This window comes from Nibrella saemangeumensis (assembly GCF_039541915.1).
Taxonomy (GTDB): domain Bacteria; phylum Bacteroidota; class Bacteroidia; order Cytophagales; family Spirosomataceae; genus Nibrella; species Nibrella saemangeumensis.
Genome location: NZ_BAABHD010000002.1, coordinates 1 through 25,084 on the forward strand (window position 1 = coordinate 1; position 25,084 = coordinate 25,084).

Annotated in this window: 20 protein-coding genes; 7 read left to right on the forward strand and 13 right to left on the reverse strand. The window is 51.5% G+C overall.

All coding sequences use genetic code 11. The annotated features are described in order from the left end of the window. Nucleotides 1-755: 755 nt before the first annotated feature. Nucleotides 756-1,973 carry an exonuclease subunit SbcD gene (sbcD, locus tag ABD949_RS00495; protein ID WP_345239573.1) on the forward strand — a complete coding sequence of 406 codons (1,218 nt, stop codon included), beginning with the start codon at nt 756-758 and terminating at the stop codon, nt 1,971-1,973. A gap of 6 nt (nt 1,974-1,979) precedes the next feature. Then, nucleotides 1,980-5,060: an AAA family ATPase gene (locus tag ABD949_RS00500; RefSeq protein ID WP_345239575.1), complete on the forward strand. Its 3,081-nt coding sequence runs from the start codon at nt 1,980-1,982 to the stop codon at nt 5,058-5,060. A 64-nt stretch (nt 5,061-5,124) separates the two neighbouring features. On the opposite strand, the gene ABD949_RS00505 is transcribed toward ABD949_RS00500, so the two are convergent. From ABD949_RS00505 to ABD949_RS00515, 3 genes are all read right to left on the reverse strand, one after another. Further along, nucleotides 5,125-5,952: an enoyl-ACP reductase FabI gene (locus ABD949_RS00505; RefSeq protein WP_345239577.1), complete on the reverse strand. Its 828-nt coding sequence runs from the start codon at nt 5,950-5,952 to the stop codon at nt 5,125-5,127. Nucleotides 5,953-6,048: 96 nt separating this feature from the next. Further along, complete coding sequence (locus tag ABD949_RS00510) at nt 6,049-7,104, reverse strand: alpha/beta hydrolase (RefSeq protein ID WP_345239580.1); 1,056 nt, start codon at nt 7,102-7,104, stop codon at nt 6,049-6,051. Beyond that, entirely contained in the window at nt 7,101-8,471 is a 1,371-nt protein-coding gene (locus tag ABD949_RS00515; protein ID WP_345239582.1) for a methyltransferase RsmF C-terminal domain-like protein, read from the reverse strand. Before ABD949_RS00515 ends, ABD949_RS00510 begins: the two co-directional genes overlap by 4 nt. Nucleotides 8,472-8,691: 220 nt before the next feature. On the opposite strand from ABD949_RS00515, the gene ABD949_RS00520 reads away from it, so the two are divergent. Continuing rightward, nucleotides 8,692-9,213: a KdsC family phosphatase gene (locus tag ABD949_RS00520; RefSeq protein ID WP_345239584.1), complete on the forward strand. Its 522-nt coding sequence runs from the start codon at nt 8,692-8,694 to the stop codon at nt 9,211-9,213. A 2-nt stretch (nt 9,214-9,215) separates the two neighbouring features. On the opposite strand, the gene ABD949_RS00525 is transcribed toward ABD949_RS00520, so the two are convergent. Further along, nucleotides 9,216-10,037: an aminotransferase class IV gene (locus tag ABD949_RS00525; RefSeq protein ID WP_345239586.1), complete on the reverse strand. Its 822-nt coding sequence runs from the start codon at nt 10,035-10,037 to the stop codon at nt 9,216-9,218. A 116-nt stretch (nt 10,038-10,153) separates the two neighbouring features. Beyond that, nucleotides 10,154-11,821, reverse strand: a complete 1,668-nt coding sequence (gene ettA, locus ABD949_RS00530; protein WP_345239587.1) for an energy-dependent translational throttle protein EttA — start codon at nt 11,819-11,821, stop codon at nt 10,154-10,156. 71 nt (nt 11,822-11,892) lie between these two features. Here ettA and ABD949_RS00535 point away from each other — a divergent pair, with 71 nt between their 5' ends. Both ABD949_RS00535 and ABD949_RS00540 read left to right on the forward strand, forming a co-directional pair. Then, entirely contained in the window at nt 11,893-13,170 is a 1,278-nt protein-coding gene (locus tag ABD949_RS00535) for a DUF349 domain-containing protein (protein WP_345239589.1), read from the forward strand. 88 nt (nt 13,171-13,258) lie between these two features. Then, nucleotides 13,259-13,537, forward strand: coding sequence for a hypothetical protein (locus ABD949_RS00540; protein WP_345239591.1), 279 nt, complete (start codon nt 13,259-13,261; stop codon nt 13,535-13,537). On the opposite strand, the gene serS is transcribed toward ABD949_RS00540, so the two are convergent. From serS to pdhA, 6 genes are all read right to left on the reverse strand, one after another. After that, nucleotides 13,534-14,808 (reverse strand): serine--tRNA ligase, encoded by a 1,275-nt coding sequence (gene serS / locus ABD949_RS00545; protein ID WP_345239593.1) that lies wholly within the window; start codon nt 14,806-14,808, stop codon nt 13,534-13,536. The two genes, ABD949_RS00540 and serS, sit on opposite strands and share 4 nt — an antisense overlap. A gap of 94 nt (nt 14,809-14,902) precedes the next feature. Next, on the reverse strand, nt 14,903-16,228 hold the full coding sequence (locus tag ABD949_RS00550) for an aspartate kinase (RefSeq protein ID WP_345239595.1): 1,326 nt from the start codon (nt 16,226-16,228) through the stop codon (nt 14,903-14,905). A gap of 129 nt (nt 16,229-16,357) precedes the next feature. Then, the gene (gene ribH, locus ABD949_RS00555) at nt 16,358-16,855 is read right to left on the reverse strand and encodes a 6,7-dimethyl-8-ribityllumazine synthase (RefSeq protein WP_345239596.1); all 498 of its coding nucleotides are present in this window, start codon (nt 16,853-16,855) and stop codon (nt 16,358-16,360) included. A 130-nt stretch (nt 16,856-16,985) separates the two neighbouring features. After that, entirely contained in the window at nt 16,986-17,678 is a 693-nt protein-coding gene (locus tag ABD949_RS00560; protein WP_345239598.1) for a tetratricopeptide repeat protein, read from the reverse strand. Between the two features lie 83 nt (nt 17,679-17,761). After that, entirely contained in the window at nt 17,762-17,986 is a 225-nt protein-coding gene (locus ABD949_RS00565; protein ID WP_345239600.1) for a DUF4926 domain-containing protein, read from the reverse strand. A gap of 112 nt (nt 17,987-18,098) precedes the next feature. Next, a complete protein-coding gene (gene pdhA, locus ABD949_RS00570; protein WP_345239602.1) occupies nt 18,099-19,142 on the reverse strand; it encodes a pyruvate dehydrogenase (acetyl-transferring) E1 component subunit alpha in 1,044 nt (347 codons plus the stop codon). A 154-nt stretch (nt 19,143-19,296) separates the two neighbouring features. Between pdhA and recF the strand changes: the two genes are divergently transcribed. Beyond that, the gene (gene recF, locus ABD949_RS00575; protein WP_345239604.1) at nt 19,297-20,385 is read left to right on the forward strand and encodes a DNA replication/repair protein RecF; all 1,089 of its coding nucleotides are present in this window, start codon (nt 19,297-19,299) and stop codon (nt 20,383-20,385) included. Between the two features lie 2 nt (nt 20,386-20,387). Here the strand turns inward: recF and ABD949_RS00580 are convergent, their stop codons facing one another. Next, complete coding sequence (locus ABD949_RS00580; protein WP_345239606.1) at nt 20,388-21,788, reverse strand: DUF5723 family protein; 1,401 nt, start codon at nt 21,786-21,788, stop codon at nt 20,388-20,390. A 252-nt stretch (nt 21,789-22,040) separates the two neighbouring features. On the opposite strand from ABD949_RS00580, the gene ABD949_RS00585 reads away from it, so the two are divergent. Further along, nucleotides 22,041-23,129, forward strand: coding sequence for a DUF6544 family protein (locus ABD949_RS00585; protein ID WP_345239607.1), 1,089 nt, complete (start codon nt 22,041-22,043; stop codon nt 23,127-23,129). A gap of 4 nt (nt 23,130-23,133) precedes the next feature. On the opposite strand, the gene ABD949_RS00590 is transcribed toward ABD949_RS00585, so the two are convergent. Continuing rightward, nucleotides 23,134-25,044 carry a RecQ family ATP-dependent DNA helicase gene (locus tag ABD949_RS00590; protein WP_345239609.1) on the reverse strand — a complete coding sequence of 637 codons (1,911 nt, stop codon included), beginning with the start codon at nt 25,042-25,044 and terminating at the stop codon, nt 23,134-23,136. Nucleotides 25,045-25,084 lie beyond the last annotated feature (40 nt).

The following is a 25,084-nucleotide window of genomic DNA, read 5'->3' on the forward strand; positions in this document are numbered from 1 at the left end:
TATTAGGCCTGCCGCTAGCGTTCATCCTGAGCCAGGATCAAACTCTCCATCGTAAATAGTAATATGCAGTCTCACGACTGCTTGCCCCAAAAAGGGCTGTCTTATTTGCCTAAAGACGTTGTGCTGTATGCTGACAATTGGTCAAAGAACAAGCGCTTAACCCGTTGGCTAAGCTTGGTTGACAGTTCCAAGAAAGTCTCTTGTGGTGTCGCTTTATTGAATTGGGACTGCAAAGGTAGCACTTTTTCTGTCCCGTGTCAAGTCTTTTGCTGAAATTATTTTTTGTATTTTCGGCAGAAGATTGCCCCGCCTGATGGGTGCACTCCAAGGCCTGTTGTCAGTGCCTCTCGGAAGCGTCTCCCTCATTTGGGACTGCAAAGGTAGAGGCTTTTCTAGCCTTTGTCAAGTACCTACTCTAAAATAACTGGGAGATTTTTTGTCTAGTGGCATAAGCCTCAAAGAATCAGCGGCATGAGCGTAGAAGCTTTTTTAGACGTAGTGAAGGCAGCCTGCTAAGCTGCCCTTTTCGTCTCCCTCAGACATAAGTATAACAATAGACAAGGTCTGTTTTGTTCCCCGGTTTTACAGAAAAATCAGTAGATTTGGTGGGGTAAGCACAATAACTTTCATTTGTACTTTTACAAGTTCACACTCATTCGTTCATAGGAGAAACAATGAGCTTTTGACTAGCTTCGCTTAACTTGCAAGATGGTACCCTGTGGCAAACAGGCCCTAACTCACTGGCTGTAAATACTATGAAGATACTGCACACGGCAGACTGGCATCTGGGAAAACGGTTATATAAATATGACCTGCGGGATGACCATATTCGCTTTCTGGATTGGCTGGCCGAAACGGTAGATAACCGGCAGATCGATGTGCTGCTTATTTCCGGGGATATTTTTGATACAACTAATCCTAATGATGGGTCTATGCAGCTGTACTATCAGTTCCTGACTCGTATGCTGCCCTTGCAGAAGAAGATAATTATTACGGGTGGTAATCACGATTCGGCCAGTAAACTGAACGCTCCCCGGGAATTGCTCCGCTTTCTGAATATTCATGTAGTAGGATGCTCAACAGGAAATTGCGCCGATGAGGTGATTCGGCTGGTCAACGGCTCCTCGGATGCGGTGGTTGCGGCTGTACCTTATCTGCGAGATAGTGACCTGCGGCAGTCCATATCCGGTCAGACGTATGAAGAACGGGTTGACGCGGTGCGGATGGGTATACGCAATCACTACGAGCGAATTGTAGATTTCTGCCATTCAGATTATCGGGATGTACCGGTCCTGGCGATGGGCCATCTTTACGTAAATGGAGCAACCATCTCCGAGAGTGAGCGCGAGATTCACACGGTTGGTGGACAGGCAGCTTTTGCGTCCGAACATTTCCCGGATGGATTCGACTATGTCGCGTTAGGCCATATTCACGTGCCGCAGCAGATTGGCGCTGGTGATACGGTACGTTATAGCGGGTCACCAATTCCGTTGAGCTTTGGGGAACGGGACAACCGCCATCAGGTGCTGGAATTAACCCTTGACAATGGGAAACTTACCGCTATTGAGTCAGTTCCGGTGCCCCGCTTCCGTTCCCTGCTTCATGTAAATGGTATGCTGGATGAAGTACGGGAGAAACTGGAATCCATTGAAACCGGCGATTTGCTGCCTACGCTGGTGGAGGTATTGGTGGAGGAAGACGATGAAAGCCTGGCCGTCCGGACCCATTTTGAACAATTAACCCGCGACTATGCGCAGGCTTCTTTTGTGATTGCCAAATCCCGGCTGCTGTTTCGTAATAAGCTGAAGCGGCTGGACTCCCTGTACGTAGCCGATACGCATTTGCAGGACTTATCGTATATAGATGTATTTAATCGAAAGCTGGACGCGTTGCAGGTGGAAGGTGACGAACGGGCGGTGCTGATGGAAACCTATAAACAGTTGTACCGGATGGTCACGGAACAGCCGGCTTAATACCGTATGAAGATTCGACAGATACGTTTTCGTAATATAAATTCTTTTTACGGCGAACACCCGCCGATTCTGTTCACCAATGGTATCCTGAACAGTACGGGGTTATTTATCATTGCCGGTCCGACGGGGGCCGGAAAATCGACCCTGCTGGATATTATTACCCTAGCTCTCTTCAATCGGGCACCCCGGCTTTCCGGCGCTATTTCGCTGCAGAACATAACCGAAGAAGGGCTGATTGTGAATCAGCAGGCAGCGCGGGAGACAGGAACGGCAGCTTTTGCGGAAGTAGAATATGAGGTGGATGAAAAGGTCTACCGGTCGAAATGGTCGATTAAGAAGAACCGCAACGGCAACTGGAACAACTACGAAATGGAGGTATCGCTCCTGCCGAATAAGGAGGGCGACGGTATATTGTTCCCCATTAAAGACCTGCGGGATTTTCCGAAGAAGAATGAAGAGTTGATTGGGCTGACATACGAACAGTTTGTCCGGTCGATTGTGCTGGCGCAAGGAGCTTTTGACCAGTTCCTTAAATCCAAAGCCGCCGACCGGAGCAAGATGCTGGAGAAGATTACCGGCACGGAAATTTACCGGCAGCTCAGCCAGCGTGTTTATTCAGTGAATAAGGAATACACAGAGAAGATTGCAGCTAAAAAAAAAGAGGTTGGGCTGATTCAGGTTCTCAGTGAAGAAGACGCTGACGCGCTGAAGCAGGAGCAAAAAACGGTAGATGACCGGCTGAAGATTCTCACAGAAGAAATCACCTACTTCACCACCGAATATACCCTACTTCAAAAGGTTACCGAATCAAATCGCCAGTTGGTTAGTCTTGACAGCCGGCAACAGGCGTTAGCAACAAAACAGGCTGCCTTTGCTGCTGAAGCCGAACGCCTGCAACGCCATGAGCAGATAGCAGACTTAGCGACCGACCTGGCCGATTTAGCTCATGCCGAAAGCAGCCGGAACGAAGCGGCCAAAGGCCAGCAAGAAGCCCAAACGCATATTGGTGCGCTTCAGGAACAACTGAGTGAGGTGCTTAAACAAGGTCAATTACTCATTGGGCACCTACTTCAGGAGGATACGTTTGAGCCTCAACTTGTAAGGTTTCGGGAGCAGGTTTTAGAGCTATCGCAGCAGATTAGGCAGGAAGACGCGAAAGCAGTTCAACCGCTTCAGTCGGTATGGCGTACTATAGACAGAATAGCTGATAACTGGTATAAACAATTAGATGTCCAGGAGAGCGAACAGGCCGTTCTCCAAATTGAAGCCCGTCGACAGGAAGTGTCGGCTGAATTGACCCAATTGACAGCAACTCACCCGACGGTGGCTCCCGCTACCTTACCCAGCGAAATTGAGCGGATTATTTACCGGGAGGGTGAAGTGGCTAAACTTATTACGCTTCAGGAGCAGCAACAGGAGCGATTGCTGGAAGGTCACACCCTGAACGGGGTCATTCAGGAAAAAAAGCAGTTTATAGCCACCCAGGTTGATGCGCTGGAACAGCTGCAGGCGGAGGTTAACCTGCTCGAACAGCGGAAAGGTCAGTTAGAGGAGCGGAAGCTTCGCCTGATGCAGGAAGCCAACCTGGAGGATTTGCGGAAAGCCTTGCGGGATGGGGAGCCGTGCCCGTTATGCGGTTCGCTGGACCACCCCTACGCTCACCACTATATTCAGCAGGTGGGGACAGCAGAGGTGGAACTACAGTTGGCCACCGACGATTGGAGGCAGAAAAGCAAAGCATACGAAGCCTTACAGAAAACCGTGCTGACTGCCCAAGCCGAGGAGAAGGCTATCACCGCTCATCGGGATGAGATGCGAAGCACTTATATCGAAAGGCGGAACGAGATAAGCCAGAAGTTAGCTGCTTTGGCGCTCGATGAATCGGCCACTCCTGAAGTGCTGAAAGATGAACAGGCTTACCTTCAGCTTCAACGCAAAAATCTTACGTCGCTGCAATCGCTCTGGGAGCAGCAACATACCCTCATTCAGTTGGGCGAAGACCTGCAGATTGTACAGCAGAGCCGAAAGCGGGTGCAGGCACTAAAAGCCGAAAAGGATGCACTCTACGCTGGTGACGATATAAAGGAACGGTGTGAGCAGTTGCTGAGTCGGTTTAGTACGCTGAGCCGTCAGCGCGATACGCAGCTGGAATTCCTCAATAAAGCCGCTGAGGCATATACCCAGTTTGACAAACAGGTTACGGCCCTGACAGAACGACTTCAACCAGTACTACAGGAACGAGGCTTTGCGGATGCATCCTCTGCCAGATTGAGCCTTCTGGACAGAACGACACTTCGGCGACTACAGGAACAGAAACGGACCCTGGAAAAAGAGGCCGATGAACTCATCCGGAAGCGTACTGAAGAGCAGCAGAAACGGGATGAAGCCATAGCCGCTCGGCAGAGTGAATTGTCTTTTGACGAAGTTGAGCAAAAGCTGGATGCGGCCAAGAAAGAGGAACGGCAAAAAATAGAACAGGTTGGCTACTTCAAGAAGCAACTGGAATCGGACCAGAATGAGCGGAAACGGCGAAAAGCGTTGAACAAGGAGCTAAAAGAGTTAGAAGCAGACGCCGACACCTGGAAAAAGCTGAACCAGATGATTGGCAGCGCCAGGGGCGACGAATACAGCAAGTTTGCCCAGAGCCTGACCCTATCCCAGCTTATTGGACTGGCGAACCGCCGGTTAAAGGATTTGACTGACCGTTACCTGATTCTGAAGCCCCGCGACGGGCAGGATGATTTATACGTACTGGACCTGTATCAGGGAAGTGCTGAGCGTTCGGTAGCCAGTTTGTCGGGGGGAGAGACGTTTACGTTGAGTCTAGCGCTGGCGCTGGCGCTGTCTGACTTAGCTTCGCAGAATGTGCAGATTGATAGTCTGTTTATCGACGAAGGCTTTGGGACGCTGGACCCGGAGACGCTGGATACAGCTATTGTGATGCTGGAAAAGCTTCAGCAGGATAGCCAGAAGACGATTGGTATCATCTCCCACCGGCAGGAGGTGAAGGAACGCATCAGCGTACAGATTCAGGTAGAAAAAGGTATCGACGGGAACAGCAAATTTAAGGTTACCGAACTGGTATAAAGGCAAAAAGCCCGTACGTGTGGCTAAGACGCTTACGGGCTTTTTTATGTATACGCAGAAGCTTTTATTGTTGGTGTTGCTGAGGCTGCACCATTTGCATTATTTCTTCGGAAATACCGGTCATGGAGAAACCACCGTCGTGGAACAGGTTCTGCATGGTAACCATCCGGGTCAGGTCGGAGAAGAGTGTGATAACGTAGTTGGCACAGTCTTCGGCCGAGGCATTACCCAGCGGAGCGGTTTTATCGGCAAAGTCATAGAACCGGTCGAAACCACCAATACCGGAGCCGGCCGTGGTAACCGTCGGCGATTGCGAAACGGTGTTTACACGTACCTTCCGGAATTTGCCATAATGGTAGCCAAAGCTGCGGGCAATGGATTCCAGAATGGCTTTAGCTTCGGCCATATCGGTATAGAAAGGAAATGTCCGCTGAGCAGCCATGTACGTCAACCCTACCACTGAACCCCACTCGTTGATAGCATCCAGCTTATACGCCGTCTGCATCATTTTGTGGAACGATAGGGCCGATACGTCGACGCTCTGCTTAAACCAATCGTAATTTAAGTCCGTATAAGCGCGTCCTTTGCGGATGTTGGGACTCATGCCGATGGAATGCAGCACAAAATCAACTTTACCGCCCAGAATTTCGGTCGATTGGTTGAACAGCTTTTCCAGGTCCTCGGTAGAGGTAGCGTCCGCCGGGATAATTTCGGCTCCGCATTGCTCGGCCAGTTGTTTGATGGCGCCCATGCGCATGGCAATGGGGGCGTTAGTTAGGGTGAAGGTAGCGCCTTCTTCTTTTGCTTTCAGGGCAACTTTCCAAGCAATTGACTTCTCGTCCAGTGCGCCGGAAATGATGCCGCGTTTTCCTTGTAGTAATCCGTAAGCCATTATTTAGGTTTGATGTTCAACGTTTGACGTTTGACGTTTAAGCCAGGCATTCTAAATATTTACTGGCAAAAGCCTCAGTTAGGAGGGCAAAGTTAATTACTTTTTTTGCTGGATTGCCAATGTGGGGGTTGGGGCATAGTTTGGCTTGGACACCGGCGCTGGTTTTACGCCCAATACTTCTTCCATAAACGCGGCCGTAGCCTGATATACCCCGTTCAGGTCTTTGGAGGTAAAATGCGACGCAATTACATGGTCGCCGGCTTCCGGAAAAGCAACCTTTTCCTTCTTATCAGCAGGGGTACCCAGTTGGTCGAACATCTCCAGCATAGCAGGCACCGATACAACTTTATCCTGGTGTTCCTCATCCTTGTAGTAGTAGCCCATAAATACTGGCTGCTTTACCCTGACAAAGGTTTCTGGTGTCATGAACTTGTCCAGCATTGTTTGGAGGGTAATCAGCCCGTTGGTGTGGTATTGTGTCAGCCAGTAGTTGGCGCGGTCGGGTGTGTAGTGGGTGACTTTTACGTATTCGGAGCCCATGATGCCGTCCATAATCTGCTTGCCCCAGGGGCGGGTCACCAGTTTGAGGGCCGGATTGGCTACCGCCATGCAGGGAGAATAGAGCACAAGGCCATGAATTTCGGGATGATGGGCGGCCAGATAGAGCGTCAGCATACCGCCGGCCGAAGTGCCAATCACGACTACCTTTCCCCCAAGCGCTTTGCCGATGGCCAGCGCTGATTCGGCCGAAGCGGTATAGTTAGCGGGAGTCAGGTTCCTGAACGCATCCGACGACTTGACACCATGCTCAAACTCCCGCGCCAGGTAGAGGTTGCAGCCAAACCGTTTTGCCAACTGCTTATGCACGGGGTCACCCTCAGCCCAACTGGCTCCGAAGCCCGGCAGATAAACCAGGCTGTACGGCGTCTTCTGCTTGTGCAGGCTATCTGCCCATACGATGCGGGCCTGATTATCGGGCTTCAGGCCAGCTTTGCTCTCAGATTTGGCAATTTCTCTTTCCAAAGCCAGCAGGTCGGCTGAGACGACGGGGGTGTTCTCGGCAATCGGCCCCGGCTGCACGGTAGGGCCTACCAGATAGGCGACAATCAATACGGCCAGTAACAGGCCAAACCATTTCAGAAACGTTTTCATGCGTATTCTTTAATATCCATTCTGATGCGCCAGTCTTTGGGCAGGTAGTTGTTCACCCGGTTGCCCACGCCTTTCATCCAGCCAAGGTTCAAGCCCTGATAGCGGGCCAGCAGCCAGCCACGGGTTTGCTCATTCAGCACCAGGTTCTCCTTCTTGAAATACCGGAGAGCCTCTTCCCGGCTTAGCTCGATACCAGGCAAATCAGGGTTAACAACGGTGCTGAGGGCCAGCGCGTGAGACGGGATGAAGTCGTTACCTTTGAACATTCCCATCTCAATACCGAATCCTTTGTTGCGCAGGGCTAAATCTACGGTAATTAATTCTTTTTCAAGTACTACCGGAACAGCAATTACCTCCTGATTAGGCTTTTGCCAGTATGAAAACGCTTGAGGGTTGACCAGCCATTCAGCCAGCGCTTTAGCCTGTTTGGCATGAACCGGTTTAATGCTTTTAAAGCCTTTGGGCGTGTGCTTCTGTGAATTATATACTTCGGTTTGTTTCTGGAAAACGCTGATGAAAAAGCCCTCGCCCCTGACCCGGTGCGGATAACACTGGTATCCATACACCCCATCTTGTATCTTTTCAACCACACCCCATTCGGCAGGTAGCGTCACGCGCTGGCTGGTAAATTTCTGCTCGGTCAGCCAGCGGGCGTTTTCGATATTTTCCTCATCGTTGTAGGTACAGGTACTGTAAATAAGCAGTCCTCCCCTGTCGATTAATGAGGCAACTGTCGACAGGATTCGTTTCTGCCGGGCAGAACACAGGTCCACGTTACCTTCCGACCACTCCTTTACTGCATCCGGGTCTTTCCGGAAAAGTCCTTCGCCGGAACAGGGAGCATCCACAACCACTACATCAAAAAAGCCTGTCAAACCAACAAAATCTTCAGGGTCGTGGTTACTGACGGCCACATTGGGGTAACCCCATTTATCAATATTCTCCCGCAATACCGGCACACGGGAGCGAATGACCTCATTACATATCAGCAAGCTGTCCGGGTGCAACACAGAAGCCAGCAGCGTACTCTTACCGCCCGGTGCTGCGCATAAATCCAGCACTCGCAATGGCCGGTCAACTTTAGCGGTTTGCCGGATGGCTTCGCTCAACAGCATAGAGGAAGCCTCCTGTACATAATACGCCCCCGCCTGAAAGAGGGGGTCAAGTGTGAATACTGGCCGCTCTGGCAGATAGTACCCGTCGGCACACCAGGGCACCCGGTCCAGCGAATCCGTTGGTAATGTATTCTTTCGGGGGTTAACCCGAATGCTTACCGGTGCCTCCTGGGCCAATGCAGCCTCGAAAGCAGCATACTCAGCGCCCAGTTGCGCCTGCATCCGTTCCCGGAAAGCCTGCGGTAAATTCATGGTATTCATGCTGCAAAAGTCCCTACTCCGGGGGATTTTTCCTAAACTTGCAGTACAACCCGTACAACGGAATTGCATTCCGTTTTTATCAACCAAAGCTATTGAGCCTTAAACACAGCTGAGGCAAGCCGCTGAAAACGACTGTTACAGCTTCTATGCCCTGAATAGCTTCGTTACAATTTTTCTTACCAGCAAAACGGAATGGAATTCCGTTGTACATATGCACGACCGCTTTAAGCAAATTACCACCTTTATTTTTGATGTGGATGGGGTTCTGACGGATGGTACCGTCAATGCTCTAGAATCTGGAGAGCAGTATAGAACGTTTTACATCCGGGATGGTTACGGCATTGAGCAAGCCATCAAAGCCGGTTACAAGGTTGCTATTATTTCGGCGGGTAACCAGGTGGGGGTGCGCAAACGACTGGAGTTTCTCAAGATAAAAGACATCTTCATGGGCGGGCCCACCGACCAGAAAGTGAATGCCTATATCGGTTACCTGACGCGGGATAGCATCCTGGAAGAGGAAGTTCTGTATATGGGCGATGACCTGCCTGACTACGAAATTCTGAGCCGCAAAACCCTATTAAGCACCTGCCCGGCCGATGCAGCCGACGAAATCCAGGGGGTCTGCGACTATGTTTCCCCGAAGCCGGGTGGCCGCGGTGCCGTGCGGGACGTTATCGAACAGGTAATGAAAGCACAGGGCAAATGGGCGACGTGGTTAAAGCACGAACCTTAAAACTACCAGCTATCGACTAGCTCGTCGAAGCGCTCCAGCAGATATTTACTTTTGGGACCGGGTTTGCCTTCGCCGATGGTGAGGTCGCCAATCTCTACGATAGGCAGAACTCTCTTAGTGGTGCTGGTGGTAAATGCTTCATCAGCATCGTAGAGTTCCGACAGTAGTACCGGGCGTTCTTCTACCTCAAAATCATCCTGAGCGAGTTGCATAACCGTTCGGCGGGTGATGCCGTGAAGAATGTGCCGGTTAGGGGTAATCAGGCGCTGGCCTTTAATAATGAAGAAGTTGCTGCGGCTCAGTTCGCTAATCTCACCGTTTTTATGGTAGAGCACATCCTGCGCTCTGGCTCCTCGAATAGCCTCAGCTAATAAAATCACATGCTTATAATCGGTACTTTTTACCTCGGCCATTTCCCGCACATAATCATCCAGAATTACCCGAATCCCCTGCTCATACTGAACAGGCGTAACCGGGTGAATGTCCTCGGTCATAATGAGCAGGCTCGGCTTTACAATAGATATGCTATCCGGTGAATACCCTCCGGTCAACACAAAGCGGATAGCCGCATCGTCAAAATCGCTGCGCCCGATAAGGTCCATGACGATTTTGTACGTCTGGTCCTTGGTCAATGGCAGGCGCAGGTGCATGCGCATGGCCGAGTTCTGGAAGCGGGTCCAGTACCAGTCCCACTGAAAGGGTCGTCCGTTGTAGGTACGGAAGTAGTCGAACAGGCCGTAGCCGCGCAGCAGCCCGAGGTCGAATACGCCTACGCCAATCTGGTCGACAGGCTGGATGGTGCCGTTGTAATAGCCGTGGTGCATAACTGTTTCAGGCTTCAGCGGGGCCGCCCGGCGGTTTCAGGTTTCAAGTTCCGAGAGTCGGTTAACCTGGAACTTGAAACCTGAAACCGCCGGGCGGCCCCGCTGAAACAATCAAACTATACAAGTTTTTTGTACTTAATCCGATGCGGAGTGGCGTCGGTGCCCAGGCGCTTCCGGCGGTTTTCTTCGTACTCGGTGAAGTTTCCTTCGAACCAGTATACTTGAGAATTGCCCTCGAACGCTAGGATGTGGGTGGCTATACGGTCGAGGAACCAGCGGTCGTGGGAAATGACGACGGCGCAACCGGCGAAGTTTTCGAGACCTTCTTCCAGCGCCCGCAGCGTGTTTACGTCGAGGTCGTTGGTTGGCTCATCGAGCAGCAGCAGGTTGGCACCTTCTTTGAGCAGCATGGCCAGATGAACGCGGTTCCGCTCGCCACCGGATAGGTTACCAACTTTCTTCTCCTGGTCGGAACCGGTAAAATTGAAGCGGCTGACATAGGCACGGGCATTTGACTGCTTGCCGCCCAGCATCACCCATTCGTTACCACCCGAGATGGTTTCGAAAACGCTCTTGTTGGGGTCGAGGTTATCGTGCTCCTGGTCGACATACGCAAGCTTTACCGTTTCTCCGACAAAGAATTGACCGGCATCCGGTTTTTCCTTACCCGTGATCAGTTTGAACAGCGTCGTTTTACCGGCACCGTTAGGGCCAATGATGCCGACGATACCGCCCTGTGGCAAATTGAACTCCAGGTTTTCGAACAGCAGGCGGTCGCCAAAGGCCTTAGCGACGTTGTGGGCTTCAATCACTTTAGCCCCCAGACGCGGTCCGGGCGGGATAAAAATTTCCAGTTTATCTTCTTTCTGACGAGCCTCTTCGCCCAGCAGCTTTTCGTACGCACCGAGACGGGCCTTCGACTTGGCCTGACGGGCTTTGGGAGCCATGCGCACCCACTCCAACTCGCGCTGAAGCGTTTTCTGCCGCTTGGACTCCGTCTTTTCTTCGTTCGCCAGGCGGTTCTGCTTCTGCTCCAGCCAGGATGAATAGTTTCCTTTCCAGGGGATACCTTCACCCCGGTCCAGCTCCAGGATCCAGCCGGCAACATTATCCAGGAAATACCGGTCGTGCGTAACAGCAATCACGGTGCCTTTGTACTGGCGCAGGTATTCTTCCAGCCACAGCACCGACTCGGCATCAAGGTGGTTGGTAGGCTCATCCAAGAGGAGTACATCCGGTTCCTGAAGCAGCAGGCGGCAGAGCGCTACCCGGCGCTTTTCACCACCGGACAGATTACCGACCAAAGCCTCAGAGGGCGGCAGGCGCAGGGCATCCATGGCCCGCTCCAGCTTAGTGTCGAGTTCCCAAGCATTGTGCGTGTCCAGTTTCTCCTGAACTTCGGCCTGCCGGGCAATCAGTTTATCAAAGTCAGCATCGGGGTCGTTGAAGCCTTCGTTTATCTGGTCGAATTCTTTCAGCAAATCAACAACTTCCTGAACGCCTTCCTCAACTACCTCTTTTACAGTCTTGTTCGGGTCTAGTTTCGGCTCCTGCTCCAGCATACCTGCTGAATAGCCGGGGGAGAAAACGACATTGCCCTGGTAGTTCTTGTCGATACCCGCGATGATGCGTAAAAGCGTAGATTTACCGGACCCGTTGAGGCCCAAAACACCTATTTTAGCACCGTAAAAAAAGGAAAGATATATATTCTTTAGGATTTGTCGGTTGGGCGGAATAATTTTACTGACGCCCGCCATAGAAAATATAATAGCTTCCTGGCTCATTATTTAGATAAATTTGTGGTGGGCAAATATCGAGAAATAAACCCATAGCTCAGCCTCAATTCAGTAAAATAATGGAAACCGCTTCTCTGGTAGATGAATACGGTTACGTCAAAGACGGAAAGGTATTTTTAAAAGGCTACCACAATTACCCGGACCGCCAAATCGGTGAAGTAAAAAGAACCGAGCAAGAAGCATTAGACTATTTTAAAAATCGCTTTGTCATCGCCCAGAACAAAGTAAGCCAATTGGAACAGGAAGTCGAAGAGGCTCAGAATAAAGGCTCTTACCTGACCAAACTGGTTCAACTGCGAAAAAAGTTACTGGGATTTGACGCCATTGGCGATTTTATCCCGCTGCTCGACCGGCTCGATGATTTAGAAGTCGTACTGACCGACCTGATTAAAAACAATCAGCTTAAAAACCTGGAAATCAAGCGCGCATTATTAGCGGAAACGGAAGAGGTAGCGAGTAGTAATGACTGGAAGACAACGGCTGATGCGCTCCAGGAGATTAAAGCGAAGTGGATTAAAACCGGCCCCGTTGATAAAGAACTGGAGCCGGAAATTGAAGGTCGTTTTCAGGAACTGCTCGATGGCTTCTTCCAGCGTCGTCGGGAATTCTTCAACGAACAGAACAAAGTGATTCAGGAGCGTTTGAACCAGTACGATGACCTCATCAGGCTGGCGATTCGCGCTTCCCGTAACCACGACCTCGACGCTGCCTATCAGGAGGTGCGCCGGTTGAACAACCTCTGGAAACAGGTCGGCGAAGTGCCTATCAAAAAGAGTGGTAAGCTATACAAGCAGTTTAAGCGCTTTACCACCATGGTTTTTGATAAGTACAATGCAGCCAAAGGCATTGTCATCAAGAAACGGGTTGACCCACGTATTGAAGCCCAGATGAAGATGGCCGATGAAGCTGAGCGCTTGTCGAAGCAGAAGGATATCTTCCAGGCGGCCGAACGCGCCAAGCAGCTACTCAATAGCTGGAAGGAAGTGAGAGTGCCGTTTAAGCTACAGGACAAGCAGTTGAATGAGCGTTTCCGCGCAGCCTGCGACAAAATATTCGAATTAAGCTATCTGCATCGGGTATTGGCCCGCAAATATCCAGCGTTTGATCTGAAGAGTCAGTCGGAGCAGTTGCGGACAATGATTCGGGAGATGGAGTACCTGATCCGGCGGGAGAAGAGTGACTTGCAGATTGCGCAGCAGGATGCCGGTATGCTCAACCCGGAGAACGAACAGGATAAAATGATTCTGAACAAGATTAATACCCAGAAGCGGAAAGTGGCCATGAAGGAGTCTATCCTGAAAGAGTTTCAGTCTCAACTGACAGCGGCCGGATATTAAGCACACATATGCTCAACAGAAAAGCCACGGAACGTTCCGTGGCTTTTCTGTTTGTAAACCGAATGAGAGTGGCCAGTGTTAATACGGTATGAACACAACAGCACCATACAAGTCCATTGAACCTGGGTTTTACGAAGAAATCAAGGCAGTGGCTGCCCAGCGAAAACTCGTCCGGATGGAGTACCTGACCGACCTGCACGAATACATCCGCGCCGACGCGCTGCTCAAACGCATGTATGCCGAAGGAGATGCCGAGTTTATTGAACTTGCCTCCGGCGCTACCATTCGGCTGGACAGCATTGTCAGCATTGACGGCAAGCTGTCGCCGGATTATCCGGGCTACGAAAACTTCGCCTGCAGTCTTTAACTGATGGTGTCGAATCCGCAGTACGGCACCAGTACTTGCGGGATACGAATGCCTTCAGGTGACTGGTTATTTTCCAGAATGGCAGCCAATATCCGTGGCAGCGCTAAGGCAGACCCGTTGAGGGTATGCAGCAGTTGCGTTTTTCCGCCTTCGGCTTTGTAGCGCAACTTCAGGCGGTTGGCTTGGTAGCTCTCAAAATTAGATACAGAGCTCACTTCCAGCCAGCGCTGCTGGGCGGCCGAGAAGACTTCCATATCGTAGGTCAGAGCCGAGGTAAAGCCCATGTCACCCCCGCACAGCCGCAGTACCCGGTACGGCAGTTCCAGCTTTTGGAGCAGCGACTGCACATATTGGCTCATCTCTTCCAGTGTTTGATAGGATTCTTCCGGCTTCCGAATCTGCACAATCTCCACTTTGTCGAACTGATGCAGCCGGTTCAAGCCCCGCACATGGGCACCCCAGGAGCCAGCCTCCCGACGGAAGCAAGGGGTATATCCGACGTTTTTAACAGGCAGGTCGCTATCCTGCAGAATCATATCCCGGTAGAGGTTGGTAATAGGCACCTCCGCAGTTGGTATCAGGTACAGATCATCTTCGGTGATGTAGTACATCTGACCCTCTTTATCCGGCAACTGTCCTGTACCAAATCCGGAGTCTTTATTGATGACAATTGGCGGCTGAATCTCCAAGAAGCCGGCGTTCAGCGCTTCATCCAGGAAGAAGTTGATGAGCGCACGCTGGATACGCGCACCCTTGCCTTTGTACACCGGGAAACCGGCACCGGTAATTTTGTTACCCAGTTCAAAGTCGATGATATTATACTGCTTAATCAACTCCCAATGAGGCTGAGCGGACTCAGGTAACGAGGGTATTTCGCCGTGCTGGTACACCACTTCGTTGTCTTCGGCAGAGTGGCCTTCGGGTACGCTGCTGTGGGGCAGGTTAGGAATGGTAACCAGGACATCCTGTACCTGCTGCTCAATTGCCTTGAGCGATTCTTCCAACTCTTTGGAGCGGCTTTTCAGTTCGGCCGTCTCGGCTTTAACGGCATCAGCTTCGACTTTGTTACCGGCTTTCATCAGGGCACCAATCTCCTTCGCTTTGGCGTTGGAGCGGGCCAGTACATCGTCTAATTCTTTCTGGGTATCCCGACGCTGCTGGTCCAGACTGATCATCTGCTCAACAACCTGTTCGGCATTGGCAAACCGTCTCTTCTGCAGACCGGCTACAGTGGTTTCTTTATTCTCGCGGATGAAAGTGAGCTGGAGCATAATGAAAATGTTGTGACGCGGCCGGACTAATATAGATTTTAGTCCGGCCGCGCGGAAAGTTACAGCAATTTTACAAGGAGTTGAATCAATATTATTACAATCCAAACAGCCCCTCATTCAGCGCGTTCAGGGCCTGGGCTTTGTAGTTGCCGTGGATGAGCAGCGATATGTTTTTTTCGGAACCACCGTACGAAATCATCCGGATGGGGATGTCACGCATAGCTTCTAAAACCTTTATGGCAATACCTTCCCGGTCGGCGCTGAAGTTGCCGACGATACAGATGATACACTGATCGTAGTCGGGCTCTTCCAGGTCGCAGAAGGTGCCAAGCTCTTCCATGATTTGCGGTACGTTCGCGGGATTATCCACCGTTACCGATACAGATACCTCCGACGTGGCGATCATATCGACCGGCGTTTTGTACTTCTCGAAAATCTCGAAAATCCGGCGCAGGAAGCCGTAAGCGTTCAACATACGGGTCGAGTGGATGTACAGGGCCGTAATATTGTCCTTGGCGGCTACGGCTTTGAATACCTGGTCGCTGGTCTCGGTGGCGATGAGCGTACCGAAGGCTTCGGGCTCCATCGTGTTTTTCAGCCGAACGGGTACCCCGTATTTACGAGCCGGCGTAATGGTAGACGGGTGTAAAATCTTGGCTCCGAAATAGGCTAATTCAGCCGCTTCGTCGAAGGTGAGTTCGCGGATAGGTACGGTCTTTTTAACGATGCGCGGGTCGTTGTTGTGCATGCCGGAAATATCCGTCCATATCTGGATTTCTTCGGCCCGGATAGCGCCACCAATCAGCGATGCAGTATAGTCGGAGCCGCCCCGCTTCAGGTTGTCGATTTCACCGCGAGGGTTGCGGCAGATAAAGCCCTGAGTGATGATAAGCTGCCGGCCTTCGTGCTGCGGCAGCATCTCGGCCAGTTTTTGCTCGGTGTAATCAAGCTCCGGTTCGTTATCAGCGTCGATGCGCATAAACTCCAGGGCCGGGAGCAGTACCGAATTTTCGCCACACTCTTCGAGGTACGCCTGGAACATCTGGGTACTTAGCAGTTCACCTTCCGCCACGAGTTCTTTCTCCTGCTTCAGGGTATACGGCTTTATCTTTATCAGCGAACGAATGAAGCCGAACTCGCTTTCAACGATTTGCTGCCCTTTTGCTAGGCCTTCCGGCGTTTGGTATAATTCCTTAATGAACGCGTCGTAATGCGCTTTCAACGCGTCAATCTTCTCGTGCGCTTCGGCATCATTGTTGGCTTTGAGCGAATCGCCAATAGCAAGCAGCGCATTGGTAGTGCCCGACAAGGCAGAAAGAACAACTATTTTCTGACCGCTATCAGCGGTAATCAGCGTTCGGATGGAGTGCATACGCTCAGGTTTTCCCACCGAGGTACCGCCAAATTTCCAGACTTGCATGAAAATGAATGTGTGATTGAGAGGTGAATGATTGAGGTATTTAATGATGGAATGATTGAGTTGTTGAATGATTGAATAGAGACCATTTAAAGCACATTCTGCCATTCAATCATTCTATAATTCAACCATTCAACTGCTTTGTATCTGCTGTTGCAGGCCAAGCATCTTAATCGCCGTCATGGCGGCTTCGTCGCCTTTGTTGCCGTGTTTGCCTCCGGCGCGGTCAAGGGCCTGCTGCTGGTCGTTGGGCGTCAGGACGCCGAAGATGATGGGCTTGTTGGTTTTTAGACTGACGTTGGTCAGGCCTTGGGCTACAGCGTGGTTGATGTAATCGTTGTGCTTGGTCTCGCCCTGGATAACGCAGCCGATGCAGATAACGGCATCGATATCGTCGCGTTGGGCGAACCACAAGGCACCCGTGCTTAATTCATAGCTGCCGGGTACGTTACCGCGCATGATGTGTTCGGGATTGGCTCCGTGGGTGATCAGGGTTTGGTACGCACCGTCGAACAGGGCTTCGGTCACTTCAGCATTCCATTCGGCAACCACCAGAGCGAAGCGCCGTTGACTGATGTCCGGCAGGTTTTCGGTGGAAAAGACACTCAGGTTTTTATGGGCAGATGACATGTAGAACCAGGATTTTTACAGGATTTGAAGGATAACTCGGCAGTAGGCTGGCTGCCTAATGGTAAACAAAAAAGGACAAAGCCTTTGGCCGGCTTTGTCCTTTCGCTTAGGTTCTGTATGCCTACGCTAATTACTCACCGGCAGTGGCTTGCAGCACCGATTTATACTTCTTCGCGTTAGGCGCTTCAGCAGATACCGGGTATTTCTCCAGAATCTGATCGTATATTTTTACGGCCTCATCATTCTGCTTGTTCTGCTCATAGGCAACGGCAAGCTTCATCAGGTATGCGGGCGTAAAGAATTTGTTCTCTTTGTAGTCGGCAGCCTTTTTGTAATGAGAGATAGCCTCATCGAAGCTCTTCTTTTCCATATAGGCATCGCCAATCAGTGAGTACGCACGGGCCTGTACTAGGAGATCCGATGAGCTGAAATCGTTCAGACGCTCAATGGCTTCATCGTACTTACCCTGCTTCAGCAAGGCAGTACCGGCATAGAAATTAGCCAGATTACCGGCTTCAGCCGCACTATATTCATCAGCAATAGCTACCAGACCGGGGTTAGCGCCGTCGCCAGACAGGGCCTTTTTCAGCGAGTCGGCCTCAAACTGGTACACCGACGGAAACATTTCCACCTGGGCTTCTTCGTCCTGGCTGCTCACATACAGGCGATAGCCAACGAAGCCGGCTACTACCAGCACAACGGCCACAATAGCCCCTAAAATAAGATTACGGTTCTCCTGAAAGAAATCCTCGGCCTTCTCCAACTGGCCCGCCAACGCATCCGGGTCTTCCAGAAACTCCAACCCCGTGTTCTTTTTGCTCATACCGATTTTAATTTGGATTGCAAAATTACGAATATTTGGAATTATGGAAAAGGGTCGGGCCGAAAACTTCAATGATTACTTTCTTAGGCAGTTAGCTCCCGCACCGCCATTACCTCCGATTCCCGGACGCGCCGGATCTGATGAGGCAGTAACGTCTCTACCGCCAGGGGCTCACCCGCCAGGGTAGCAAACTCCACTTCATAGGCACGATGGTTATTCAAAATGGTAATAATGGTACCTACATCTCCTTTTTTCAGCTTACCCGATTCCAGGTCCTCCTGTAGGACCACCAACTCAAACTCATTCATGATTATCAGTAGTGTGGTTACTATTAGAGTAACCTGCATTTCTGCCGTCTTGTTTATGAAAAAGGCCTCATCAGACGCGCTGATGAGGCCTTTTTCATAAAGTTAAGTAAGATTATTCCATCAGGAATGGGTAATCCTTTTGGACGTACACGTCTTTAAAGGCCTCTTCCGGCTCCGGATACGGTGAGTCCTCTGCAAACTTCACCGACTCGTCCACCTGCGCTTTAATCTTTTTATCAATTTCGGCCAGTTCCTCTTCCGTAGCCATGCCCAGTTCCAGAACGCGGGCTCTCACCTGCTCAACCGGGTCACGCTGTTTGTATTGCTCCACCTCGTCTTTAGTCCGGTATTTCTGCGGATCAGACATGGAGTGGCCCCGGTAGCGATACGTCCGGAACTCCAAAAAAGTCGGCCCATCGCCGGCACGAGCGCGTTCAGCGGCCCGGCTTACGGCCTCGTGAACGGCTTCAACGTCCATCGCATCCACAGGCTCCGACGGCATATCATAGGCCTCACCGATGGTGTACAGCTCGGTTACGTTAGAGGTGCGTGCTACGGACGTTCCCATCGCATAGCCGTTATTTTCCACCACAAAGATGACAGGCAGTTTCCACAGCATGGCCATGTTGAAGGCTTCGTGAAGTGCTCCCTGCCGAACGGCACCATCGCCGAAGAAACAGATGCACAGGTTCTGCGTCTTGTTGTACTTCTCGGCAAAAGCGATACCGGCTCCCAGCGGAATCTGAGCGCCCACGATCCCGTGACCACCCATAAAGTTTACCTCTTTATCGAAGATGTGCATGGAACCGCCTTTGCCTTTCGACGAGCCGGTTTGCTTGGCGTACAACTCGGCCATAACGGCCTTCGGGTCGGTGCCCAGTGCCAGCGGAATACCATGGTCACGGTAGGCAGTAATCCACTTATCGTCTTTTGTCAGGGCCGTATACGAGCCTGACGAGCAGGCTTCCTGACCGATATAGAGGTGGCAAAAGCCCCGGATTTTCTGCTGACCGTAGAGTTGCCCGGCTTTTTCTTCGAATTTCCGTTGCAACTGCATAGACTCGTACCAGTACAGATACCGTTCTCTGGGGTGTTGCGTTTTCGTAGCAGTTGGCGAATCGTCGCCTTGTTTCTTTTTCTCTTTGACGCTTGCCATGAGTATATATTCAGTGTAATCAGCAGATACTACCTGTCGGTTAGATGAACAAACGACCTGTATCTTTGTTGCCAATAGCGGACCACTTCCTACCGGAACGTACAGCGTATTGGCGGCCGCGAAATTAAACATTATCCCGCTAACAACCATACCGATGCATTTGGAAAAACTCAGCCTGACTAATTTTAAGAATTACGAAGATGCCCAATTTACGTTTGGGCGGCAGGTGAATGTAATCGTCGGGTCGAACGGCAGCGGGAAAACCAATTTACTGGATGCAGTCTACTTTTTGTCCTTGAGCAAGAGTGCCTTTCATAACCAAGATGCACTCAGCGTCAACCACCAGGCTGATTTTTTTATCATCGACGGCGTCTTTAGCAAGGAGAACCGAAACACCCAGATAACGATCAGCCTCCAGCGTGGGCAGCGGAAGATGCTGCTGGCCGACAAAAAGCCCTACGAGCGCGTGAGCGAACACATTGGCCGGTTTCCGGTAGTTCTGATGGCCCCAAACGACACCGACCTGGTGCGGGAACACAGTGAAGATCGCCGGCACTTCTTCGACGGAGTCCTCTCCCAACTTGATACCGATTACCTCCGAGACTACCTGATGTACCAGCAGGTACTCAAGCAGCGGAACAGCCTGCTCAAGCTTTTTGCCGAACGAAATTATTTGGACGAAGAATTGCTGGAAACCTATAACGAGCCGCTGCTCCAACTGGCCCAGCGCATCTACGAACGCCGGAAACGCTTTGTTATCGAATTTTTACCGTCGTTCCGCAAGCACTATGCTTACCTCAGCGAAGAGCGGGAGACGGTCGATATTATCTACGAATCAGAGGTAGGTAACGAGGAGTTTGCCAAGGACTTCCGGCGGAACCGGAACCGGGACATTGTGCTTCAGCGCACCACCAAAGGCGTTCATAAGGACGATTATGTCTTTGAAATTGGTGGAGTAGCGCTCAAGAAATTCGGCTCCCAGGGCCAGCAGAAGACCTTTGTGATCGCTTTGAAACTGGCCCAGTTCGACCAGTTACAGGCTGAGAAAAACACAAAACCCCTTCTGCTGCTGGACGACATCTTCGACAAACTCGACGATCGGCGCATCGGCAAGCTCATTCAGCGCATGGACGAAGGGGTATTCGGTCAGCTTTTCATTACCGACGCCCGTCCCGAACGCACCACTCAACTTCTGGAAGCAGTGAAGGCTGATGTGAAGTTCTTTCATGTAGAACAAGCTTAAAATTATTCTTTGTGCCACGCCCAGAACGACAAGCCCATCCAGGCGTACGTGCCCCGGTGGTCACCGTTTTTGTGGAGCATGCTGGTCAAATTGCTGAAGCCGAGCGCCAACGGTCCTACCCTGGCCGACATACCAACGGCTACCCGTTGATTACCGTCAATAATAGATATCGGAAACGCCAGTTCAGCATCTTCGTCTTCGAAGCGCGGGGTAATAATCAGTCGGTCCGGTAAAGGTGCGGTGCGACCCGAAACGGCACTCATATTCTTCAGGTACAATCCATTAATGTACAGGGAACGGGCCAGCCGCAGGTCGGCCTCCAGGTGTAGCATGCTGGGCAGTTGCAACGTCATAGCGTTGCCTGGACGTTCTGTGGGACCGCCGGGGGCAAGTCTGGGCAATTGGGCTACTATATTATCACCGAGCAGGTCAAGATCTTTCTGGTAAAGTACGGTGCGCGTAGAACTACCGCTGACTTCACGACTCTGGCTTCCGGAGAAGCGAAGACTACCGCTGTTCATGATAGCAGCCGACAGCCGTAGCAGATAAGCTGGCCTAAGATCAGCAAAGGGTGTTTCATCGTTGTAGTTGCGGCCGGTAATTTCTTTACCAATTTCATAGGTAATACCCGCGTCGAGCGCCCAACCCGTGCCGTAGCCGGGTGCCGAAAGCTGAAAGCTTTGTCGCGGAGCAGAACTGTTCAATACATATTGAAAGCGGTCGAGTACGATTGATTTCTCGCTGGAAACGTCCTGCCGAATCTGGTAGTTGCCCGTTACCTGCATCTGACGATACACCCCACCGAATAGCCGACGCCCCGTAGCGCCTACACTCAGTCTATGCCACTTGCCTTCAAAAATCCGAAGCCCATAGCTGAGGCCTACTTCGGAATACTGCTGCTGGGTCAAGTTGGCATTAAGCAGGCCAGACACCGGTGTTACTCTTCGGCTATTTAGCTCGTAGCCATAAGCGCGGGTCAGCGGTAAGGGTAATCCCTGTCCATACACAAAACTCTGCATTCGGGTGTGCAGCGCAATCGCCTGCCGCCGGTCCGGGCTAAACAATACGGAAGGGCCAATGATTTCGGAAGCCACCGTATGCCGGGGCGCTTCGGTCAGTGAGCCGATCGACTGTAAATCCCGGTACAGGTTGTCACTATAGGGAATCCGGATGATGTGGAGAAAGTCATTCGTAGCGAGTTGCCGGAAGTAGCGGTTGGTGATGCTGGAGCCAATGGCCCCCACAACCTGGTACCGGTAACGCGTACCCGCCACTGCTGACGGATTTTGCAGTACCCGATAAATACCGCCATAGTTGCTGCTCATAAGCCCGGGCATATGTTGTGCCTCCGCAGCCGTGCCGGCCAGCAACCAGAATACGCCCAGCCAATATTTTTTTATCATAAAGAGAAGTTTTCGGCGGGCAATATCGCCCAAACTTATTGGTGTAGACAAGCCTCAGCGTAAGTTTCCAAAGCCTTCGCTCTACTCAATGGCAATCATTTACACATTTGCTCCGTACCATTAATTATTAGAGTGCCTGCTAAGAGGCAGGCACTCTGCCTGAATGATGAAAGTCAGCAGCTTACCTGCACTCAATCATTGAGGCCGCTACTCGTGAAGCATACCTTTACATCGTAACTTTTCAGTACACTCATGTTTCGCTACGTCTTAATTTTCCTGGTGCTGGTACACGGCCTTATTCACCTGATGGGTTTCGCCAAAGCCTTTTCTTACGGCAACTTCCCCCAACTGACCAGCTCTATTGCTAAACCGGCAGGTCTTGTCTGGTTATTAACAGCTCTATTATTTTTAGGAATGGCAGTTTTACTGTCGCTAAAAAAGGATTGGTGGTGGATAGTTAGTCTGGCAGCGGTTGTTGTGTCGCAGGTGCTGATTGTTACAGTCTGGCAGGACGCCAAAGTTGGGACCTTTGCCAATCTGATCATCCTGGTGGCGGCTATTCTGGGGTATGGCGACTGGAATTTTGAGAATCGGTACGAAAAAGATGTTAACGCCAGCTTACAGCGCATCAACCCATCTGATGCGGAACTGCTCACCGAAGCGGATATCCAGCATCTGCCGCCCTTGGTACAGCAGTACCTCCGCTACGTGGGCGCATTAAACAAACCTAAGGTAAAGGATTACCACATTGGTTTTGAAGGACAGATGCGGGAAAAGGGAAAAGACTGGTTTACGTTTACCTCCGAGCAGTACAACTTTGCCGATGTGCCCACGCGGCTGTTTTTCATGAAAGGGAAAATGTTTGGGGTAACGGTGCCCGGTTACCATGCCTATAAAAACGGTAAGGCTACCATGCAGATTAAACTGTTCGGTCTTGTTCCCATCGTAGACATTAAAGGCAACGAGATAAATAAAGCCGAAACCGTGACTATTTTCAACGATATGTGCCTGATGGCCCCGGCTACGCTGATTGATAAACGAATCACATGGGAGCCCGTTGATGACTCGTCCGTTAAGGCCACCTTTACCAACAATGGCATCACCATCTCTGCCATTCTGTACTTCAACGAGAAAGGACAGTTAACGAATTTTGTCTCCGATGACCGCTATGCAGTTGGGGACATGAAGCGGTATCGTTTCTCAACGCCTGTTAATAACTACAGAAATTTTAACGGGTATAACCTGCCCAGCCACGGAGAAGCCGTTTGGCACTACCCCGACGGAGAGTTTAGCTATGGCAAATTCAATCTCAAGCAGGTAGAGTATAATCGTACGTTGTAGTCAATCAGCCGTTCAGCATCAGATTCCCCCCCGGATTGTACCGTAACTCCTCCTCGGCTAGCATCTGCCGGACGGTCTGGGCTAACGCATCGGCGTCAGCGGAGGTAAAGAAGTCGGAGAGCTGTCGGGGTGAGAGCCCCTGGCCATTGGTGCGGGCTACGTACTGCCGGACCTGCTCCCGCACAGACGAGACATCGGCTCCGCTCCGGCGTTTGTTCTTCAGGCAGTTGTCGCAGATACCACAGGCGTCGGCGGGCTCCTCGCCAAAATAAGCCTGTAACAATCGGGTACGGCACTGCACCGGATGCTGCGCGTATTGCACGGCTGCCCGCACTTTGGCTAGTGCACGCTGTTTGCTTTGCTCCAGTTCCAGAATATTCAGTGGAAGCTGACCGGCATCGAAGCGGGGCGTCAGAAAGGTGAGTTGCGGCTTATCTTTTTGCTTTTCGTAATAGACAATGTTGCGCTGGTGCAACTGCTCCAGCATGGTCACAATCTCTGATTCAGAAACCAGAAAGGCCCTAGCCATTGCCGATTCGGAGATCGTTAGCATACCCGTGAACAATTCGCCCCCGTACAACCTCAACACCAGTTTCAGGAACGAATCAAAATGCGGGTTCAGCACCTGAAACTCGTACAACTGCCGGTGGTCAATGGCCATCATCAGCTTAGACGGGTGGTAAAAACCTTCACTCAACTCAATGAAGCCTTCGTGTTGCAGTTGTTTCAGCGCATAATGCGTCTCTGTTGGCGGGAGTTGAAACGTACTGGCAAAGGAATTGATGTCAAAATCAAAGCTGCTGAACTCCCCCCCACCGGCCGGCATGGCCGTGTAATTGCCCAGCGCCTGATATACCCGACGAATCAGGTCCACTGGCGGGTACTGCTGCTCGGTTCTGAATTCAACGGTAGTGAGGTCTGCCTGATTGTAGAGCAGCACGGCGTAGGCTTTCTGCCCGTCGCGCCCAGCCCGGCCGGCTTCCTGGTAATAAGCTTCAAGGTTGTCGGGGACATCGAGGTGAACCACTACGCGCACGTTTGGTTTATCGATACCCATACCGAAGGCATTGGTCGCGACCATGATGCGCGTCTTATCATTGAGCCAGGCATCCTGTTTGTCGGAGCGCTGGCGGTTGGTCAGACCGGCATGGTAATAATCGGCGCCAATGCCATTTCGGTAGAGAAACTCCGCTACCTGCTGGGTTTGCCGGCGGCTGCGGACATATACAATACCGCTGCCGGGCACACCTTTCAGGACTTTCAGCAGCCGTCCCTCCTTGCCTTCTTCCAGAATGGCTGAGTACGACAGATTAGGCCGGGCAAATGTCTGCCGGAATACCTGCGGATTCCGCATCTCCAGTTTCTCCTGAATATCGGCCTGCACATCGGGCGTAGCCGAGGCCGTCAGAGCAATAACCGGTGTCTCGGGAATGAGCGTGCGAAACTCGGCAATTTGCAGGTAAGGTGGCCGGAAGTCATACCCCCAGGCGGAGATACAGTGGGCTTCGTCGACGGCCAGCAGACAGACATCCATCTGCTTCACCCGCTCCATCATAATTTCGGTTCGAAGCCGCTCGGGCGATACGTAGAGGAATTTGGTGTTACCGTAGATGCAGTTGTCGAGCGCGGCATCAATCTCCCGCCAGTGCATGCCGGAGTAAATGGCCGCCGCCGGAATACCCCGCCGGCGCAACTGCTCCACCTGGTCTTTCATGAGGGCAATCAGCGGGGTTATTACCAGGCAAACACCCTTCATAGCCAATGCCGGCACCTGAAAGCAAATCGATTTTCCGCCACCGGTAGGGAGCAACACCAGCGTATCGTGCCCGTCCAATACCGCAGTGATAATGTCTTCCTGCAGCGGACGAAACGATGGATACCCCCAGAATTGCTGTAATATCTGCCGAATGGTCATAGTCCCTCTCCCAACGTCGCTAAGTTACGGCCAACCCGAG